General features: G+C 55.9%; 15 protein-coding genes. 13 read left to right on the top strand and 2 right to left on the bottom strand.

Annotated features, from left to right (window positions below):
• Position 1: 1 nt before the first annotated feature.
• Complete coding sequence (locus tag E2566_RS07650) at positions 2 to 1,132, bottom strand: ABC transporter substrate-binding protein (protein ID WP_107170281.1); 1,131 nt, start codon at positions 1,130 to 1,132, stop codon at positions 2 to 4.
• Between the two features lie 237 nt (positions 1,133 to 1,369).
• On the opposite strand from E2566_RS07650, the gene E2566_RS07645 reads away from it, so the two are divergent.
• From E2566_RS07645 to E2566_RS07595, 11 genes are all read left to right on the top strand, one after another.
• Complete coding sequence (locus tag E2566_RS07645) at positions 1,370 to 2,947, top strand: ABC transporter permease (protein WP_107170309.1); 1,578 nt, start codon at positions 1,370 to 1,372, stop codon at positions 2,945 to 2,947.
• A complete protein-coding gene (locus tag E2566_RS07640; protein WP_107170282.1) occupies positions 2,944 to 3,753 on the top strand; it encodes an ABC transporter ATP-binding protein in 810 nt (269 codons plus the stop codon). The genes E2566_RS07645 and E2566_RS07640 overlap by 4 nt, the downstream gene beginning before the upstream one ends.
• Positions 3,754 to 3,769: 16 nt before the next feature.
• Positions 3,770 to 5,563, top strand: coding sequence for an aryl-sulfate sulfotransferase (locus E2566_RS07635; RefSeq protein WP_107170283.1), 1,794 nt, complete (start codon positions 3,770 to 3,772; stop codon positions 5,561 to 5,563).
• Positions 5,564 to 5,735: 172 nt separating this feature from the next.
• Positions 5,736 to 6,656 (top strand): Rpn family recombination-promoting nuclease/putative transposase, encoded by a 921-nt coding sequence (locus E2566_RS07630; RefSeq protein ID WP_107170284.1) that lies wholly within the window; start codon positions 5,736 to 5,738, stop codon positions 6,654 to 6,656.
• Positions 6,657 to 6,858: 202 nt separating this feature from the next.
• Positions 6,859 to 7,737: an ATP-binding cassette domain-containing protein gene (locus tag E2566_RS07625; protein WP_107170310.1), complete on the top strand. Its 879-nt coding sequence runs from the start codon at positions 6,859 to 6,861 to the stop codon at positions 7,735 to 7,737.
• Positions 7,734 to 8,552, top strand: a complete 819-nt coding sequence (locus E2566_RS07620) for an ABC transporter ATP-binding protein (RefSeq protein WP_107170285.1) — start codon at positions 7,734 to 7,736, stop codon at positions 8,550 to 8,552. The genes E2566_RS07625 and E2566_RS07620 overlap by 4 nt, the downstream gene beginning before the upstream one ends.
• A 100-nt stretch (positions 8,553 to 8,652) precedes the next feature.
• Entirely contained in the window at positions 8,653 to 9,900 is a 1,248-nt protein-coding gene (locus tag E2566_RS07615; protein ID WP_107170286.1) for an MDR family MFS transporter, read from the top strand.
• A 10-nt stretch (positions 9,901 to 9,910) separates the two neighbouring features.
• Positions 9,911 to 11,419, top strand: coding sequence for an ABC transporter substrate-binding protein (locus E2566_RS07610; protein WP_107170287.1), 1,509 nt, complete (start codon positions 9,911 to 9,913; stop codon positions 11,417 to 11,419).
• 37 nt (positions 11,420 to 11,456) lie between these two features.
• A complete protein-coding gene (locus E2566_RS07605) occupies positions 11,457 to 13,235 on the top strand; it encodes an ABC transporter permease subunit (protein ID WP_107170288.1) in 1,779 nt (592 codons plus the stop codon).
• A gap of 129 nt (positions 13,236 to 13,364) precedes the next feature.
• Complete coding sequence (locus E2566_RS07600) at positions 13,365 to 14,825, top strand: AMP nucleosidase (protein WP_107170289.1); 1,461 nt, start codon at positions 13,365 to 13,367, stop codon at positions 14,823 to 14,825.
• 108 nt (positions 14,826 to 14,933) lie between these two features.
• Positions 14,934 to 15,173 (top strand): hypothetical protein, encoded by a 240-nt coding sequence (locus E2566_RS07595; RefSeq protein ID WP_107170290.1) that lies wholly within the window; start codon positions 14,934 to 14,936, stop codon positions 15,171 to 15,173.
• Positions 15,174 to 15,244: 71 nt separating this feature from the next.
• Here E2566_RS07595 and E2566_RS07590 read toward each other — a convergent pair whose 3' ends face one another.
• Entirely contained in the window at positions 15,245 to 16,183 is a 939-nt protein-coding gene (locus tag E2566_RS07590; protein ID WP_240618654.1) for an AraC family transcriptional regulator, read from the bottom strand.
• A gap of 119 nt (positions 16,184 to 16,302) precedes the next feature.
• Between E2566_RS07590 and E2566_RS07585 the strand changes: the two genes are divergently transcribed.
• Positions 16,303 to 17,289 (top strand): class I SAM-dependent methyltransferase, encoded by a 987-nt coding sequence (locus tag E2566_RS07585; protein ID WP_107170291.1) that lies wholly within the window; start codon positions 16,303 to 16,305, stop codon positions 17,287 to 17,289.
• Between the two features lie 223 nt (positions 17,290 to 17,512).
• Positions 17,513 to 19,075: a carboxylesterase/lipase family protein gene (locus E2566_RS07580; protein ID WP_107170292.1), complete on the top strand. Its 1,563-nt coding sequence runs from the start codon at positions 17,513 to 17,515 to the stop codon at positions 19,073 to 19,075.
• Positions 19,076 to 19,173: the final 98 nt, after the last annotated feature.

Raw genomic sequence — 19,173 nt, 5'->3', positions numbered from 1 at the left:
ATTATTTTGTCGGATGACCGCTGGCGTCATACACCGGCCAGTTCGACTCCAGCGATTTGGCCTTCAATGCCCGAGCGGCAAACTCGCCGGCAAACCAATCGCTGGCTGAAAACGTGTTGCGAATCAGCCCTGCCGCTTTCGCCCGCTCGATACTGTCCTGCAAGCTGCTGAGCAGGAACGGGTCGAGACGCGGCGAGCTTTGGAATGGGAGATCTTCCGCTTTCAGTTCTTCCTGAAAGATTGCCTGCGGTATCTGGCTCTGTTCGGACATCAGCGCAGTGTATTCCGGTAGGTGCTGCGCATCGCCGATCCATTGCGCATTATCCACCAACACATTCACCAGTTGCTGCGTTGTACCCGGATAGCGATCGATAAAATCCTGCGTCGCCAGCACCGCAGCCTGCGTGGTATTCGCCCAGCCCAGCGCCCGACTGGTCGTGACAATATTGATGCCCTGCTTACGCAGCGCCAGCAGAGAGACACCGCCCCACACCGCATCCACACGTCTGGCCGCCAGCGCGGCTTTGCCCGCCGTCCAATCCAGATTGATGACTCGTACATCACGCTCGTTCAGCCCGACGCTTTTAATTGCGCGCTCAAATGACAGTTGATCGGCCGTTCCTTTGTAGACCGCAATCCGCTTGCCGCGTAAATCCTCAATACGCTGAATACCCGATTCCGGGGTTGCCGCCAGGTAGGAATTCGAACCGCGCGATCCCACCAGCACCCGCGTCGGGAGCCCCCCAGCACGACCAATAATGGCGGCGAGATCGCCCAGATACACCACGTCCAACTGCTTGTTTGCCAGCGCTTCATTCACCGCTGGCCCTGCGCCTTTAAAGAACGACCACTGAATTTTGATGCCCTGCGGCTCAAATTCCTTCTCCAACTGTTTTTGAATATGCGCCAGCCCCAGCGGCCCGCGGATAAAGGGCTTACTACCCGCGCTTTGGTCTGGCAAACCGATACGAATTTCCGTCGGCTTCTGCGCATCCGACGCTACGCTCTCGTTCGCCTGCACCGTAGAAACCAGCGCGGTGCTCATCAGTAGCGTAATAGCTAGCATCTTATTCATTCCCTGCCGCCAGCGAGCATAGGGGGCGATCACATCTAAAGGAGTTGCTTGCTGCATACGGTTTTCCTCAGTCATCCGTTTTATCTGCCATGAAACTAGCGAACCGTTGGTGTCAGGCTTAAATAACATTTACAGGTTTGTTCAGCGGAAAAAAGCATAAATCAGCGCTGGCGGGCTTGAGCTACGCATATGCATTTATTGCACGATGCCCATCGCTTTATTGCATTGGCGTTCAACGCTGAAACCTGTTTTTTATTCCTTATCCATCCAATAGTGATGCTTTCGTGGAATAAAATGAATAAGTCGATAGTGCTGAAAAAAACCGTGATCGTCTGGCCTTCGCTGCCGATAGCGCTGGCCTATCCGCTCGTCGTGCCGCTGGCGTTGCTGGCACTGTGGTATATCAGTACCTACTACGGCTGGATGCCCTCCCAGATTCTTCCTGCCCCTCATATTGTCGCCAACACCGCCGTCGAGCTTTGGCACAACGATCTCCTGCCACAGCTCTTTATCAGTTTGCAACGCTTAGCGAGCGGCCTGCTGGCCGGTTTACTCGCAGGAACCTTACTTGGCGCGCTGATGGGGGCATCACGGCGCGCCGAACACCTGCTGCACCCAACGGTATACGTGCTGGCGCAGATCCCAACGCTGGGGTGGATACCTCTGTTTATGGTGCTATTCGGTATTGATGACGGCCTGAAGCTGGCGGTGATTATCAAAGCCGTCATTATTCCCGTGACGCTGCATACGCAAACGGGCGTGCGTAATGTGCCGCATGCACTACAGGAAGTCGCACGTACGCTGCGCCTACCGTGGCATCAGCGTCTCATCAAATTAACACTGCCCGCTGCGTTCCCGACCTGGCTCACTGGCCTGCGGCTCGCACTCTCACAGGCGTGGGTATCGCTGATCGTAGTCGAACTGCTGGCGTCATCTCAGGGGATTGGTTACCTGCTGGTATGGGGACGTCAGCTGTTTCAGCTAGACATCGTGTTTGTCTGCATTGCCACCATCGGACTGGCAGGGTTGACGATGGAATGGATGATCAATCAGTTGGATCGCCGTCTGGTCTTCTGGCCGCATCCACCAATCAGCCGCTTAACCACGGCACCGTCTCGCCGCCTATCGGCACTGGTTTTACCCTTTCTGCTTCTGCTGTTCTGGCAGCAGGCCAGCCGCTTTGGCTGGATCGACCCGCTCTTGCTTCCTCCGCCCGCCGATGTGTGGCACATCCTGCTACAAGGCATTCGCGACGGTTCGCTTACCGAGGCGATGCAGGCCAGCCTGACTCGTGCGCTGGCCGGTGCGATAGGCGGTATTGTCGCGGGCCTCATATGCGGTGTTCTGCTGGGGCTACATCCCACCAGCGACGCCCTCTTCACGCCGACTGTCGCGACGCTGCGCCAAATTGCGCTGTTTGCCTGGCTACCGCTGCTGACCGCTTGGGTCGGTAACGATGAAACTGGAAAAATCACGTTTGTCGCACTCGCCTCCTTCTTTCCTATGCTGGTGGCCAGCCATCGCGGCATTCGCCAACGTTCACAGGCATTAGAGGAAGTCGCTCACGTGTTGCAACTCCGTTTATCGACCCGTCTGCGAGTCTTGATCCTGCCAGGCGCAGCGCCTGCCATCTTCACGGGTTTACGCCTGTCGCTGATTTATGCCTGGCTTGGCACCATCGGCGCAGAATATTTCATGTCATCCGGCACCGGAATCGGCAGCCTGATGATCAATGCCCAACAGTTGCTGGATATGCCTTTGATTATCAGCGGTATGCTGCTGATTGGATTAACAGGCGCGGTGCTCAATCGCGTCGGACTCAGTCTGGAACAGCGGATGACGCGCTGGCGTTCCGCAGGAGAAATCGTATGACGTCCCCTTCCCTTGATGTGTCGCCGCCCGTGGTGCAATTCGACCATCTACGCAAACAGTTTCGTGTACAAGGCGAACCGCTGACGGTAATCGATGATTTTTCACTGTCGATTCACAGCGGTGAGCTGGTGGCGATTGTCGGCAGCAGCGGCTGCGGAAAATCCACACTGCTGCGCATGTTGGTCGGATTAGACAACGACTATCAGGGACGCGTGCTGGTTGAAGGAAAAACCGTTCGTGGTATTGGACGCGAGCGCGGCATGGTGTTTCAGGAACCACGCCTGTTTCCATGGCTGACCGTGCGGCAAAACATCGCACTCGGGCTGGCGAATGAATCAATCAGCGAAAAAGAGCGCAAACGCCTGATCGACCACTTTATTCAGTTAGTGCATTTGCAGGATTTTGCCGATGCCCTGCCCGCCCAACTTTCCGGCGGTATGGCGCAGCGTGTCGCCATCGCGCGCGGGCTCGTCGCCAATCCCCGCATCCTAATGCTGGATGAACCTTTTGGTGCATTAGATGCCCTGACTCGCCAGCAGATGCAGCAAGAGTTGCGTCGTATTCATCAGGCAGAAGGCACCACTACCCTACTGGTGACGCACGACGTCGAAGAAGCCGTCTACCTCGCAGACCGCGTTGTCGTACTGGCACCACGACCGGGGCGTATCCGCCAGATTGCAACCATTTCTCTGCCGCACCCGCGCCAGCGTGACAGCCAAGACTTTCACCAGCAGTGTAGCGATCTGCTCGCACTGCTGACACAGCCAGCCGATACGGCGGCCATCTCCTCTACTCTGAACACGTAAATACTGGAGCACCATTATGGGACACCCATCCGTCTATCCAACCGGCACAACGATTTACAACCCAGAAAAAGCCTGGGGCGGCTACACCGTTTTTCAGGCACTGGAGCGCGGCGCGGTGCTGGTGGATATGAACGGCACCGAACTGCGCCTGTGGGAAGGTCTGCACGGCTTCCCCAACAAAATTCTGCCCGGCGGTTACATCCTCGGTCACAGCGGCGAACGTGACTCGCGCTACGGTATGCAAGATATGGTCGATCTGATTCAGGTAGACTGGGATGGCAACGTCGTCTGGAAATTCAACGGCTATGAGCACATCACCGATCCTGATCTCCCGCCCGAGTGGATGGCGCGCGTCCATCATGACTACCAGCGCAGCGGCAACCCAGTCGGCTATTACGCACCGGGGCAAGAACCGCAGTCGATTGGCGGCAACACGCTATTACTGGCGCACACCAACCTGCATAACGAACGCATCAGCGACAAACTATTACTTGATGACACCATCATCGAGGTAGACTGGCAGGGCAATATTTTATGGGAGTGGCGGTGCAGCGACCATTTCGATGAATTGGGCTTTGACGACGATGCCAAAACCGCGCTGTACAATAATCCTAACCTGCGCAAAAGCGGCGGCGGGATGGGCGACTGGATGCATATCAACTCGATGTCGGCACTCGGCCCCAATCCGTGGTTCGATCAGGGCGATACCCGTTTCCACCCCGATAACATCATCTGGGACGCCCGCGAATCCAATATTATTGCCATCATCGACAAGCAAAGCGGCGATATCGTCTGGCAGCTTGGTCCCAATTACAATACGCCCGAACTCAAACACATCGGCTGGATTATCGGTCAACATCATGCGCATATGATCCCCGCCGGCTTGCCAGGCGCAGGCAATATTCTGGTGTTTGATAACGGCGGCTGGGCAGGCTACGGCGCGCCCAACCCAGCATCCCCTGATGGAGTGAAAAACGCCTGGCGCGACCATTCCCGCGTGCTGGAAATCAACCCAGTGACGCTGGATATTGTCTGGCGCTATTCGCCTTATGAAGCCGGCATTCCACACCCGACCGACGCCTTTCGTTTTTACAGCCCGTACATCAGCAATATCCAACGCCTGCCAAACGGCAATACACTGATTAACGAAGGGGCTAACGGCCGGCTGTTTGAAGTCACCGTCGATCATGAAATTGTCTGGGAATTTGTTTCACCTTACTGGGGCAAGACGGTGAACACCAATATGCTGTATCGCGCCTACCGCGTCCCCTATGAGTGGGTACCACAACTGCCGCGCCCACAGGAAACGCCGGTGATCGCCCCGGATAACACCCAGCTACGTCAGCCCGGTGCCGCCGCGCCAGGCTTCGCCAGCATCATTCGTATTGACGGCACGCGCCCCTACAAAAAGAGCGGCGATGCCCTGTGTGTCGCGACCGACAGCGAAGACCTTAAACGCAGCCCGAAACTCTTTGCCGTCAACCGTGAGCGCTTTGCTCCGCTTACCGCCGACGACTGGCCGGAACTAGCAGCACAAGCTGAACCACAGCTGTTGCTAGTCGGTGCCGAGCGCTGCGTCCACTGTAAGAGCCTCTACCGCCAGTTGGAAACGATGCTGGATAACGAGGAATACCAACATGTGTCGAGCCATTATCTGGACGCCGATCATCACATTACACTGGCGGAGCAATTGGCAGTCAGGACGCTACCGACGCTGCTATGGCTTGAAAACGGTGAAGAACGTGCTCGCCTGAGCGGCGCACAGCAGTCCGAACGCCTGCGCCAGTGGCTGGCCGAGCAACAGATTTAACTCTCACACCTTAACGCGATCTCGCTCCCAGTGAGATCGCTGCGTTTCTTTCATTTCGTCCTTTTCTTGCGTGTACGCTTCCATATCAGAGTAATTATCCTCTGCGTTTCTTCCCTGCTCATATCCGCCTCTTTTATCATTGTGGACAGACATTCAGGGACGGAAAAACAGCATGGCCGCGCACGATGCGATGTTTAAACAGTTTCTCAGCGATCCAGCCATCGCAAAGGATTTCTTCGCCGCTCACCTGCCAGAAGAAATCAGGAATATCTGTGATTTCAGCTCATTACAACTGCAATCGGCTTCTTTTGTCGACGAAGAACTACGCGCAAGAATATCGGATATGCTGTATTCGATTCATACCACCACAGGACAAGGTTATATCTATTGTGTGATTGAACATCAGAGCCGCCCAGAAAAACTGATGCCATTTCGCCTGCTGCGCTACGCGCTGGCTGCTATGCAACAGCACCTCTCTCAAGGTCATGACACGTTGCCGCTCGTCGTTCCTTTACTGTTTTATCACGGCCAGCGTAGCCCTTATCCCTATACGCTGCGTTGGCTCGACGGTTTTGCTGACTCTATTCAGGCAGAAAAACTCTACAACGCCCCCTTTCCTTTGGTTGACCTGACGGTGATGCCAGATGAAGAAATCAAGACGCATCGCCGCGTAGCACTACTAGAATTAGTACAAAAACACATTCGCACGCGAGATATGCTGGAACTGGCGCAGGATATCGGGCTATTATTTGAGCGCTGGCAGGTACCGCTGCCGCAAAAAAGAGCGATTCTGTTTTACATCGCGCGGAGCGGCAATACATCAAAACCGGCAGAGTTTATTGAGGCCGTCGCGCAGTCTCTGTCAACGGATCGGGAGGCGATCATGACCATCGCACAGCAGCTTGAGAAAATCGGGTTTGAAAAAGGCATCAAACATGGCATGCAGCAAGGAATACAGCATGGTATGAAAGCCAGTGCTCGAAACATTGCTCGTCAGCTCCTGCTTAGCGGCATGGAACCTGCTCAGGTTTGTCAGATTACTCAGTTGAGCGCAACGGAACTGGCACAGCTTGTTGACTCACCGAATGAGTAGGCTCTAAAAATACAACGCCACGAGATAGTCCGCACTTCCCTACGGTTTATTCTTTACCCCCTCTATTTAATCATCGACGCAGTCGACTAAGACGGCGTCTCTGCGCCAATTTATTCGCTCTGGATCACATTTCCTTTGCATCATTTCGCTTTAATTTGTTATGTTATTACATATCTATTTACATCAACCGTATACCTTAACCATGATCAGTTGGGACAGACACACAGACGCCATTCTTCAGGTGGAGAACCTTCGCCTGTCTATTGGTGGTGAAACCAAAGTCAGTGACATCAGCTTTACGCTGTTCGCAGGCGAACGCGTCTGTTTACTCGGCGCATCGGGTTCAGGTAAATCCCTCACGGCTAAAGCCGTGATCGGCACCCCAGCCACAGGCTGCCAGATTAGCGGCAGTATTAAGGTAAATGGTGAAGAGGTCAGTCAGTTGAAAGCGCTGGCGCGCCCGCATACCAGTCGGGCATCTGCCGTTTTTCAAGACTCTGCGACGGCGCTGAATCCGCTCATGCCGTTAGGGAAACAGCTCTCGCTGGCGTTGAAATCCCCCTCTTCTGCTGAGCTTGCTGCGCTTCTGACAGCCATGAAGCTGGACGATATTCCCAACCTATTGCAGCGCTACCCTGCCGAACTGTCCGGCGGTCAGCGTCAGCGTGTTTGTATTACCCTCGCGCTGCTTGGCAAAACTCGGTTACTGGTGGCAGACGAACCCACAACCGCGCTTGATGTCATCACTCAGCAGCAGGTATTACGCGTCTTACAGGAACGTAGCGCGCAGCCGGATGCACCTGCACTGCTGTTTATTACGCATGATATTGCTGTCGCCGCCCAACTCTGCCAGCGCGGTCTGGTAATGGAAAATGGTCAGATCGTTGAATCCGGCAGTATGCTGCAACTACTGAATGCACCACAACATCCTTATACTCGTCGTTTGGTGGCTGCTGCCCGTCGCGCTGACGATGTTTTATCAACCAATTTTTTATCAACCAATGTTTTATCAACCCATGTTTTACCCATCAATATCTTACCCACTAGTGTGTTACCCGTTGCCGGAGCGCTTGCCGGATGAATCACCACCTGCATGCAGTTCCTTCACCTTTTTTAAGTCTTGAGCACGTCAGCCGCTATCGCCAGACGTCGCGTTTACCGTGGCAAAAGGCCGATCCTGCCAGTGCGATTTTTCACGACCTGTCGCTACACTTGCACCGTCACGAACGTGTCGGTCTGGTTGGTGCCTCGGGCTGCGGTAAATCTACCTTACTGAAAACGCTGCTCGCACTTGAAGAGCCGGAGAGTGGTACGGTGTACTGTGACGGTAACCTGATTAAGCCCGGTTCGGTACGTTCGTTGCTTTGGTATCGCCGCCGCGTTCAGTATATTCCGCAAGATCCAGCAGGATCGCTTGCCCCACGCCAACGCGTCGCCGATCTCCTCACTGAGCCGCTAAAGCGCCTGCGTCCTGGTGAAAATGCGCCAGTATCCCTGCGCAATGTCATGGAACAAGTCGAACTCAGTACAACGCTGTTGGACAAAGCCGCTGGTCAGCTTTCTGGTGGGCAGGCGCAGCGCGTCGCGCTGGCGCGAGCGTTGATTATTCGCCCCGATTTTTTACTGGCGGATGAACCTGTCAGCGGTCTGGATTTACCGTTACGTGAACAGATCAAAACCCTGCTGCAACACGTCACTGAACAAAACAAGATGGGATTGCTGATGGTATCGCACGACATTTCTATGCTCGCCGGGTTGTGCGACAGAATGCTGGTTATGGATAGCGGGCGTATCATCGAAGATCGCCCCACGGCTGCGGTCTTGACTTCACCGCAGCAACCGCACACCGCCCGCCTATTGCAGGCCGTTCCCGTACTGTCGACCCTAGGCTATTAGCTCGCTCAAAACACCCGTTTCACAATAAAATACCGCGTCAATAACACATTTCCCCATCACGGGGATTTCTATCACGGCTTGTTCTATAACGGATGATTGAATGTTAGACCTTACCGCCAACCGCGCTCCACGGCCTTATCCCCCGCTACTTCTGGGTAGCCAGCTTGTTTTCAACATTGGTTTTTATGCCGTTGTGCCGTTTCTGGCTATTTTCCTGCGCGATGACATGCTGCTGTCCGGCTGGGCTATCGGGCTAGTGATTGGCTTACGCACCTTTTCTCAGCAGGGCATGTTTTTAGTCGGCGGCGCACTGGCAGACCGCTTCGGTGCACGCGTGATTATCCTGTGCGGCTGTGTGGTGCGCATTAGCGGCTATTTACTGCTGGCGTTAGGCGACTCGCTGTGGCCGATCATCCTAGGCGCCTGTCTGACTGGGGTTGGTGGTGCCCTGTTCTCTCCCGCCATTGAAGCGCTGATGGCGCAGGCCGGTACGCAAAGCGAAAAAGAGGGAAAGCGTAGCCGTTCCGAATGGTTCGCCCTGTTTGCCATTTGCGGCGAGCTGGGTGCCGTGCTAGGGCCGTTGCTCGGCTCGGTGCTGGCGGGATACGGATTCCAGCGCGTGGCGCTAGCCGGTGCGGGAGTGTTTGTTATCGCGCTCATTATCCTGTTTTTCAGCCTGCCGCCAACGCAGCGCAATCGGGGCGAATTGCAGATTGCCCCCTGGTGGGAGACCTTCCGCCAACGGCGCTTTGTCGCATTCATCATCGCCTATAGCGCTTACCTGTTCAGCTACAACCAGCTCTATCTGGCGCTGCCAGTTGAACTGCATCGCTCTGGCAGCAGTGAGAAAGATCTCGGCCCGCTGTTTGTGCTGGCTTCCCTGCTGGTGATCGGGTTACAGCTCCCGCTAGCACGTTTTGCCCGCCGGATTGGCGCAGCACGCATGCTGCCATTGGGTTTCGCACTGCTGGCCGCGTCGTTCTTTAGCGTGGCGCTGTTTGCCTCCAGCACGCCGCCTGAGGGATGGCAACGTCTGCTTCCCGCTATCTCATTAATTACCCTGCTGACGCTGGGGCAGATGTTAATCGTTCCCGTTGGCATGGATCTTATTCCCCGCTTTGCTAACAACCAGAATCTGGGCGCGCACTATGGTGCATTAGCGTCAATGGGCGGCATCGCCGTGCTGGTCGGTAATTTTATACTCGGTAGCCAACTCGATCGTGCACTGACACCATCGCCACAGGCCGCCATTCCGTGGGTGCTGCTCGCCGCCGTCCCCCTGTGCAGCTCGCTAGCCATGATGGTTATCTGCCGCCCGTTTAAATCCGCGTCAACCGTGAATGAATAAGGACAGATTGATGAATATGCGTAATCTCCTGTGGCCCGTTTCCGGCCTGCTGTCAGCCACGCTACTGCTTTCAGGCTGCTTCAATGAACCGGAAGAAACCCCTACTTCACATCATGACGGTCGAATCAAACTGGCGATGCTCCAGCCACCGCGCTCCGGCCTGACGCCGCTGAGCGATGACGCCTTTAAGCTGTCACGCTGGAGTACGGCAGAAACGCTGGTGGTGCTCGACAAACTGGGTGAAGCCCAGCCCGCGCTGGCGACAAAATGGCAGCAGATCGATGATAAATCCTGGCGTTTTGAACTGCGTCCCAACGTCCATTTTCATGACAACACCACATTAAACGCCGCCACGGTAGTGAATGCGCTGACGGTGGCCTCCACCGCATCGCCCAAGCCGCGTATTCTGGACGGCGTGCAGTTAACGATAAAAGCCGATGGCGATAGTGCTGTTATCGTTTCCACTGCTAAACCCGATCCACTGCTGCCACAGCGTTTATCCAGCCCGCAATTGGCGATCCTCTCCACGCATGCGTACGGTAAAAATCGAGTCGTTAATCCGATCAACACCGGAAGCGGCCCGTTCGCTCTGCGTAGCGTCACGGGCACCAGCAGCGCGGTATTGGATCGGTTCGACGGCTACTGGGGGGAGAAAGCACAGGCCAGCGGTATTGATGTCAGCTTTGTGTCCGATGGCGCAGCACGTGCTGCCGCCTTACGTACCGGTACGGCAGATATTGTCGAAGCCATTCCGGTTTCTCAGGCTCCGCTGCTGGATCAATCACTGGTACATGAAGTCCCCATGCCACGCACCAACACGCTGTATCTGAATACGCGCCATGGCGTGATGCAAGATCCCACAATGCGGGCTGCCGTACGCGATGCGATCAACCGCCAGCAATTGGTGGATAATGTGTATGAGAAGCGTGCCGATGTCGCCCAAGGGTTGTTAGGCCCTGCGCTGCCATGGGCTGCCGAGCTGCGCCAACCCGTGGCGAATCCGGTTAAAGCCGGTACGCCTGCGGGTGCCACCATCACGCTAGCCACTTTCAGCGATCGCGCCGAGCTACCTGAAGTCGCGGTCTATCTGGCACAGCAACTCACTGCCGCTGGATTTACGGTAAAGCAAGTTGTACGTGAGTATGCGCAGATTGAGTCTGACGCGCTGGCAGGCAAGTTTGACGCCTTTATTTTATCGCGAGCAACGGTGCTAGACTCCGGCGATCCCGTTGCTTATCTGTATAGCGACTTTGCCTGTGAAGGGTCGTTCAATATCGCTCAGTTGTGCCGCCCGGAAATCGATCAGGCTCTGCAAAAAGCAGCGGCCATTCCCGCAGGAGAAGCGCGCCGTCAGGCCATTATGCAGGCAGAAAATCTGATCCTTGCCAGCGATGCCGCGATCCCAATGCTGCATGAACGCGTCATCCAGGGGGAAGGCGCACAGGTGAAAGACGCACTGCGCGACCCACGTGAACGTACGCTGATCAATTCAGCCACGCATATTGCTGCGACGAAATAGCAGGTAACGCACCTGTAACCAGAAAGATGAAGAGTCTATGAGCGAATCGCTGTACTGCCGCACCTGTGCCAACATTAACCAGACGCAACGCCCACGCTATGGCGTACTGATCCCATTGTTTTCGCGACTGCTAACGCTAGCGGGCATTGTGGTACTGATTGGTATGCTGCCGTGGCTATCTGGCCAGGACCCGGCGCTGGCATTGTTACGCGCCCGCTCTGGTGAACAGGAAGCAACAGCGGAAACGCTCAACGCGATTCGTCAGTCGCTCGGGCTGGATAAAGGCCCGTTGCAGCTACTGTTGAACTGGCTGACCGGCCTGTTGCACGGCGATGCCGGCAATTCCTGGGTTTCTGGTCAACCCGTGCTCCCAGGCATGTTGCAAGCGGCGGGCGTCTCGCTCACGCTGATGGCCTCTTCAGCGCTGGTGGCTTTCACGCTGGCTGCGGTGCTGTGCGCCCCAACGTTCCGGCAGGGGCTTCGTGGTCATATTCACCGTTCAGGCGGTCTGTTTGCCGCCTTCTTTACCGCGCTGCCCGAATTCCTGCTGGCGTCATTTCTGCTGATTGTCGGTGCCGTCTGGCTACAGTGGTTTCCCCCTTATGGCTGGCTAGGCCTGCACTACGCGGTGCTGCCGTCGCTGGCGCTCGGTATTCCGGCAGGCGGTTACCTTGGCCGGATTATTGCCGATGCGCTCTCCGCCACCTTTAGCGAAAACTGGCTCACCACCTGGAGTGTGGCAGGCGTGAGCCGTCGTCATATCGCGCTGGCCGTGCTGAAACGCACGCTGCCCAGCGTGATGCCACTGGTCGGATTGGTACTGGTATCGCTAACTGGCGGTGCCATTGCCGTCGAAAAAGTGTTTGCTATTCCCGGTCTGGGACGCGCAACGCTGGGCGCCGCTGCCGCGCAGGATTTGCCCGCATTGCAGGTCGGCGTGCTGATATTACTCCTTATCGCCTCGCTAGCTGGCATGGCGGCTGGCGGTGTGCGGCTGCTGATCCTCGGACGTGCACTGCGCAGCGGGGCAATGCCGGTGCCGGAAGAACGCGCTAGCCTCGTGTCTCGCCACGCCATCTGGCTACCGATTGTCTGCGTACTGCTGTTGGCACTTCTGCTACTCGCGGGTCTGCCGCGCGATCCCGTTACCTCCTCTTTTTTACGCCTGCAACCGCCTTCATTCGCGCTGCCCTTTGGCGCAGACGCGATGGGGCGTGATTTACTCGCACGCGTTGCACACGGCACGCTGAATACCTGCCTGTTGGCACTGGCGGTATCGCTGGCCTGTCTCGCCATTGGCCTGTTGGTCGGGCTGTTCCCGCGTCTGTTCACCGGCCCCATCGAAGTGACTAACGCCCTGCCGCCAGTGATCGCCGGGCTGCTGGTTGCCGCCGTCAATGGCCCAACGGCCACAGGTGCGGCGATAGCGGTCATCGCCGTCAGTTGGGCTCCACTCGCTGCCCACACCGCAGCGCTGGTCGCTGAAATTAATGCGCGCCCTTATATTCGGATGTTGCCGATACTCGGCGTGGGCCCGATACGGCGTAGCCTGTTCTATATTCTGCCCGCGCTGGCTGGCCCGCTTTTTCGTCACGCCATGCTGCGGCTCCCCGGCATCGCGCTGGCGCTGGCATCACTCGGTTTTTTAGGTCTGGGCGCGTCACCGCCAACGCCGGAATGGGGACGCGTATTAGCGGAAGGTATGCCATATATCGAACGCGCCTTCTGGGGCGTTCTGGCACCGGCTGCCGCACTCGGCGTGCTGTCGATACTGGCCGTGAGCGCAGCGAATCTCTCTGGTCGCCACAAGCACTAACCGCATGCTTCGCTTCATGAGCGTTTACCCGCCAGATTTGACGATGGCGGGTCAGTGCATCTTCAGTTACGCTGTTAGCTAACCTCTGCCGAAGTACAGAATATGAAGAGTGTGAATAAAGGAGAGAACATGCATAGCAGCGAATCCCACATCAGCCTCACCGTCACTCAGGCTCTGGATAAACTGGAAGCGCTGTATGATGATGCCGTCTCGGCGCTGCGCGACGCCATCGGAGACTTTATCACCCACGGCACGCTACCCGATACCAACGCGCGTGCCGCCGGGCTGTTTTCCTACCCCGCCTTGCGCGTGAGCTGGAACGGTGAATCGACCGGACATCCTCGACATCGTGCCTATGGGCGTTTTACCCATCCCGGCAGTTATTCTACCACCGTCACCCGCCCCGCGTTTCTGCGCGCTTATCTCGCGGAACAGCTGGCGCTGCTTGAAGGAGACTATGACGTCAGCATTGAAGTCAGTCCATCACAGCAGGAGATCCCGTTCCCCTACGTGCTCGACGGTTCCGACCTGATTCTTGATCGTTCCATGAGCGCGGGCATCGCGAAACATTTTCCGACCACGGAGCTGTCACAGATTGGGGATGAAACGGCTGATGGCTTGTATCATGCCACCACCACGTCGCCATTATCGCATTTTGACGCACTGCGTACCGACTTCTCGCTTGCCCGGCTTCGTCACTATACCGGCACGCCAGTGGAACACATTCAGCCATTCATTCTCTTCACCAACTACACCCGCTATGTTGATGAGTTTGTGCGCTGGGCCTGTGCGCAAATTGCCGATCCCGCTAGCCCCTATGAGGCACTGTCCTGCGCGGGCGGTATCTACATCACAGCCGAGACGCCCAATCCCGAGCAAACCGTATCCGATCTGGCATGGAAAAACCACCAGATGCCCGCCTATCATCTGATTCCCCGCCACGGGAAAGGTATTACGATGGTTAATATCGGTGTCGGGCCATCTAATGCGAAAACCATCTGCGATCATCTCGCGGTAATGCGCCCGCATGCCTGGTTGATGATCGGCCACTGCGGCGGTCTACGCGAAAGTCAGTCTATTGGCGATTACGTACTGGCACATGCTTATCTACGTGACGATCATGTACTGGACGCCGTTTTACCGCCGGATATCCCGATACCCAGTATCGCCGAGGTGCAGCGCGCATTGTATGACGCCACCAAGATGGTCAGCGGTATGCCGGGGGAAGAAGTGAAGCAACGCCTGCGTACCGGCACCGTGGTCACCACCGACGATCGCAACTGGGAGCTACGCTATGCCGCTTCCGCACTGCGGTTTAATCTCAGCCGCGCTGTCGCAGTCGATATGGAAAGCGCGACGATTGCCGCACAGGGTTATCGCTTCCGTGTGCCTTACGGTACGCTACTGTGTGTCTCGGATAAACCGTTGCACGGTGAGATCAAGCTGCCGGGACAGGCAAACCGTTTCTATGAAGGGGCGATTTCGGAGCATTTGCAGATTGGTATCTGCGCCATCGATCTACTGCGAGCGGAAAGCGACAAGCTGCACTCACGTAAACTACGCACCTTTAACGAGCCACCGTTCCGCTGATTACATGGCTTTTATTAGGACAGGCGGCCGCATTTGTGCGCTCGCCTGAGCTGGCATGGCTTAACTTGTTATGTTATAACAAACCAAATTCCATAACGGATAAACTCGATGAAAAAAGGTCTGTCAGTTCTATTTCTTTCCCTGGTTGCGGCACAAGCTTCTGCGTTTCAGGCCAAAATAGCCCAGTCTACGGAGAGTGGATTGAACAATATCGATGAACCTAAGCGCACCTTTTCTGGCTTTACGCCAATGGGGCTGGAAACTATTCACCCCGGCCAGTGTGATGCGACCTCCATTAACGGCTGTGGTTGCCCATTTTGTACCCAGTTGCGGCTTATTGGTCGCTGAGCGCGGCATATTTCTGATTCGTGCCGCAAGTAGATTTGTTAACGGTCTGATATTAATGCCAACAAGATAGATTACTTACGTGCCGCAATCATTTTCGGATTACGGTTAAAATAGCGCGTAAATGCCAGACTGAAATTGGCGGGATGCCGATAGCCGACTTGCCAGGCCGTCTGCGCCACCTGAAACCCTTGATCCAATAGCTGGTGCGCCCGTTCCATTCGCATTCGTAATAGCATTTGACCCGGCGTCGTTGCGAAACAGCGGTGAAACCCTAGTTTGAGTCGGGATTCACTCATCCCTGCCTGAGTCGCAATGCAGGCCAGCGTCAGCGGCTCAGCCAAATGTTCCCGCATCCAGCAACATATCCGCTCCAACTGCTGCCGCTCCTGTGGATAAACAGCATCACGCCTGTCTTTCGGTTGTAGAAGATGTCGATACTGTGACAGCAGGCTTAACGCATGGATGTGGCGATTCAGCGGATCGGTGTCACTGCACAACGCATTGACATGAACCTGACTAGCCGCAGATATCGATGTAAACGCGCGCTGTCGCACACCATCGTCACTGAACAGTTGTTCCGCACAGTCCGACCCCAAATAGCGCGCCGCCGCCGTTTTCCCTATCCGCAGCCGCAGTTGATCGACATGCTGCTGGGCCTGATAACGGCGTTCGCCCACGCTGGAGCCAAACGTCGTGATAGTGACATGTTGCTGACGAAACCAGATCTGTGAGCCACTGCTGTCACAATAGGTAGACTCCCCTGCCAGCGCAAACGTCATAACCAGCATTGGCTGTGAATGTGGATTTTGGGTTTCCTCCACCCATGCACGACGTGGCCGGTATTGCGAGCGCGCCAACGACAGATCGGCATCAATACGACTGAAATCCGACCAGCATTCTCCGATGCCATCTGGCAAAGTACGGCGTGAACCTGAGATATCAGCCTCACTCGCACAGCACCGATCGCCTGCTGGTTTTTCACTTCGCCTGTGTCGCTGTCTTTGCATCATCTTCCCTCGCCGTTTCGCATATGAAAAACGCCGTCTCGCATAACAATGAACATAATAACCATTCTCATTTATAGATAGCATATTCCCTATCGACTGACCATCAATGAGAAAGATCGCTTATGAACCCACTAGAGACATTATGGCAGCTTGCCGCTAGCAGCGTGCAGGCCGACGCGTTACATCTTGCGCTGGAACAGCAGATTTTCGACCAGTTGGAGGACGCCACCACGCCGGAACAACTGGCGGAAGCGCTGGGGTGGCAGCCGGAGAAAACCGAATTTTTGCTTGAGATCCTGTGGAGTATGCAGCTTTTGACGCGCCATCATGGCGGTTATAGAATCGCCCCCGCCAGCGCAGCCGTGCTCTGTCGCCGCAGCCCGCGTTTTCTCGGTGACGCCTGGCGTTTTCGCCTCACCAGCCTGCGCCAGTTCGGTCAGGGACTCGGCGGCGGAATGCCCCAGCCACTGCCCACACAGTTGAGCGAATTACCGCGCGATGCGGCGTGGGCCAACGCGGCAGAACAGCAAATCGCGCAGGAGCAGCGCTCGGTAACCGCAGACCTTGCTGAGCAACTGATCTCCAGCCTGCCGGATTTCCCACAAATCAGGCACGTTCTCGATCTGGGCGGTGGCCCTGGCTGGGTGGCAATTACGCTGGCGCTGCGCCACGCGCAGATCTCCGGCACGGTCTATGACCTGCCGCAAACCGCTGCCGTGGCACAGCGTAATATCAACGATGCCGGGTTATCCTCACGGCTGTCAGCACAAAGCGGCGCGTTTCCCAGCGAAAAATACGATCTGATCTGGAGCTCCTCCTTCCTGCATTTTGTTGAGGATATTCCCACCATGCTGGCAACGCTTCACCACACACTCGCACCAGAGGGAACACTGGTCCTTGCACAGGCGGAAATTGCCGAAGAGGCCAACGATGCGGCTCCCGTTCTGCCGTTTTATCTACCGATGCAAATGAGTGGACGCCACGTCACACGAGAAGGACAGCTCACTCAGTGGTTACTGGCTGCTGGCTTTACCTCTGTCGAAACCCGACGTCATCAGGCTTTTCCCATGGCTCCGCTCAATGTCCTGATTGCCCGTAAACGTCGGTAACCACATCTGTTCAGCTGCGTTTGGAGTCGAAAAACTGACGATACCGTTGTGCATCATGTTGATGATTATCATATTTCTGCGTACCTAAGGTTGTCAGGCTGATGCAAAGCGCCTATAAATGACATTACAGGGCGTGACTGATTGAAAAAAGGCGAACCTGCCAGACGTGATGTTTCCATCACGTCTGGCAGGTTTTTTTGTTTTCATCCCTAAGGAAAAACGCATGGATAAAAAAATCACTGCCAGCCTGATATTACTGATGGCTGCCGCCAGCCACTCAGCACTGGCAAACGATCCGCAGGTTGCGTTAGACAGCGGCCGTATCAGCGGGACCGAGACGCAAGGCGTCGACGCCTTTACAGGCATTCCCTTTGCTGCCCCTCCCATCGGCGAGCTGCGCTGGCAACCGCCGCAGCCGGTACAAAGCTGGAACGGTATTCGTCCGGCAACGGCATACGGCAAGGATTGTATGCAGAACCCTTTTCCCGGCGATGCCGCGCCGCTCGGCGTAGGGTTTAGTGAGGATTGCCTGACTATCAACGTATGGCGTCCAGCCAATGCCACAGGCCCGCTGCCTGTGATGGTATGGATCTATGGCGGCGGCTTCGTCAACGGCGGCGCGTCGCCTGAGATTTACTCCGGGCAGGAGTTTGCCCGTCAGGGCGTCGTTTTCGTCAGCTTTAACTATCGCGTCGGCCGCTTTGGCTTTTTTGCACATCCGGCATTGGCCGACCAGCCGCTGCGTGGCAACTACGGTCTGATGGATCAAGTGGCGGCGCTGAAGTGGGTGCAGAAAAACATCGTCGTTTTTCAGGGCGACCCGCAAAACGTCACGCTGTTTGGTGAATCTGCCGGCGGTTTTGCCGTCGGCTCGCTGCTGACCAGCGAGCTCTCGCAGGGATTATTCCAGAAAGCGATTATCCAATCCGGCTCCGGCAGACAAAATATCGTGCCTAACCAAAGTTGGCAAAAAGCAGAACAGGCCGGTCTCGCCTTCGCCAGCGCAAATGGCATTAGCGGTCACGATGCGAAAGCCCTGACGGCGCTGCGGCAGATCCCTGCGGAAAAAGTGGTGAATGGCCTGAATATGGCCTCCATGAATACACCGGATTATTCTGGACCGATGCTTGATGGCAAAGCGATCGCCGCAGAACCGCAGGATAGCTATCGTCAGGGTAATTTCCAGCGAGTACCGTTGATGATTGGTGCCACGGATGCCGATATCAGCTTCCCGCCGAAGGTCACGACATCAGACGATGCCGTTGCTGTCTTCCCTGCCAGCGATCGACAGCAGGCGCTTCAGGCTTACCACGGTATGTCACCGCAGGAGATAGCAAAGGCTGTTTCAAGCGATCGTTTCATGGTCGAACCGGCACGTTTTGTCGCACGTATTTGGGAAAAAGCTGCGTTGCCCGTTTGGCAATTCCGCTTTGGCTATGTTGCCGACAGCATGCGCGCACAGTGGCCTGCTGCCGTTCACGCCAGTGAGATTCCGTATGTCTTTAACACGGTAGCCGCACGCTATGGCGAGAAAACCACGCCACAGGATCGCGCGGTGGCGCAGCAAATGAACCAATATTGGGTTAATTTCGCTCGTACCGGTAACCCTAATGCCTCTGGCTTACCAGCCTGGAACGCCTATAGCAGCCAGAAAGACAACATTCTGTTTATCCCTGCCACAGGTGCGGAACATACCAGAGAGATGGTCGATCCGTGGCGGGTGCGTCTCGATTTGATCGAGAAACTGGCGGAAAGCGGTGCCCCTAGCAGATGTGAAACGCGGTAAGACATAGGCAAAAAGCCAGTCAGTGTGTGCTGACTGGCAAACAAATCTCTTATAACAATATCTATTTATTATACTTCGCTATTCTCTCTATATCCCTG

Origin of the sequence: Pectobacterium punjabense (assembly GCF_012427845.1) — a bacterium.
GTDB classification, from domain to species: Bacteria; Pseudomonadota; Gammaproteobacteria; order Enterobacterales; family Enterobacteriaceae; genus Pectobacterium; species Pectobacterium punjabense.
Note: the sequence above shows the minus strand (reverse complement) of the source record. Positions and strands in the feature narration are given on the sequence as shown.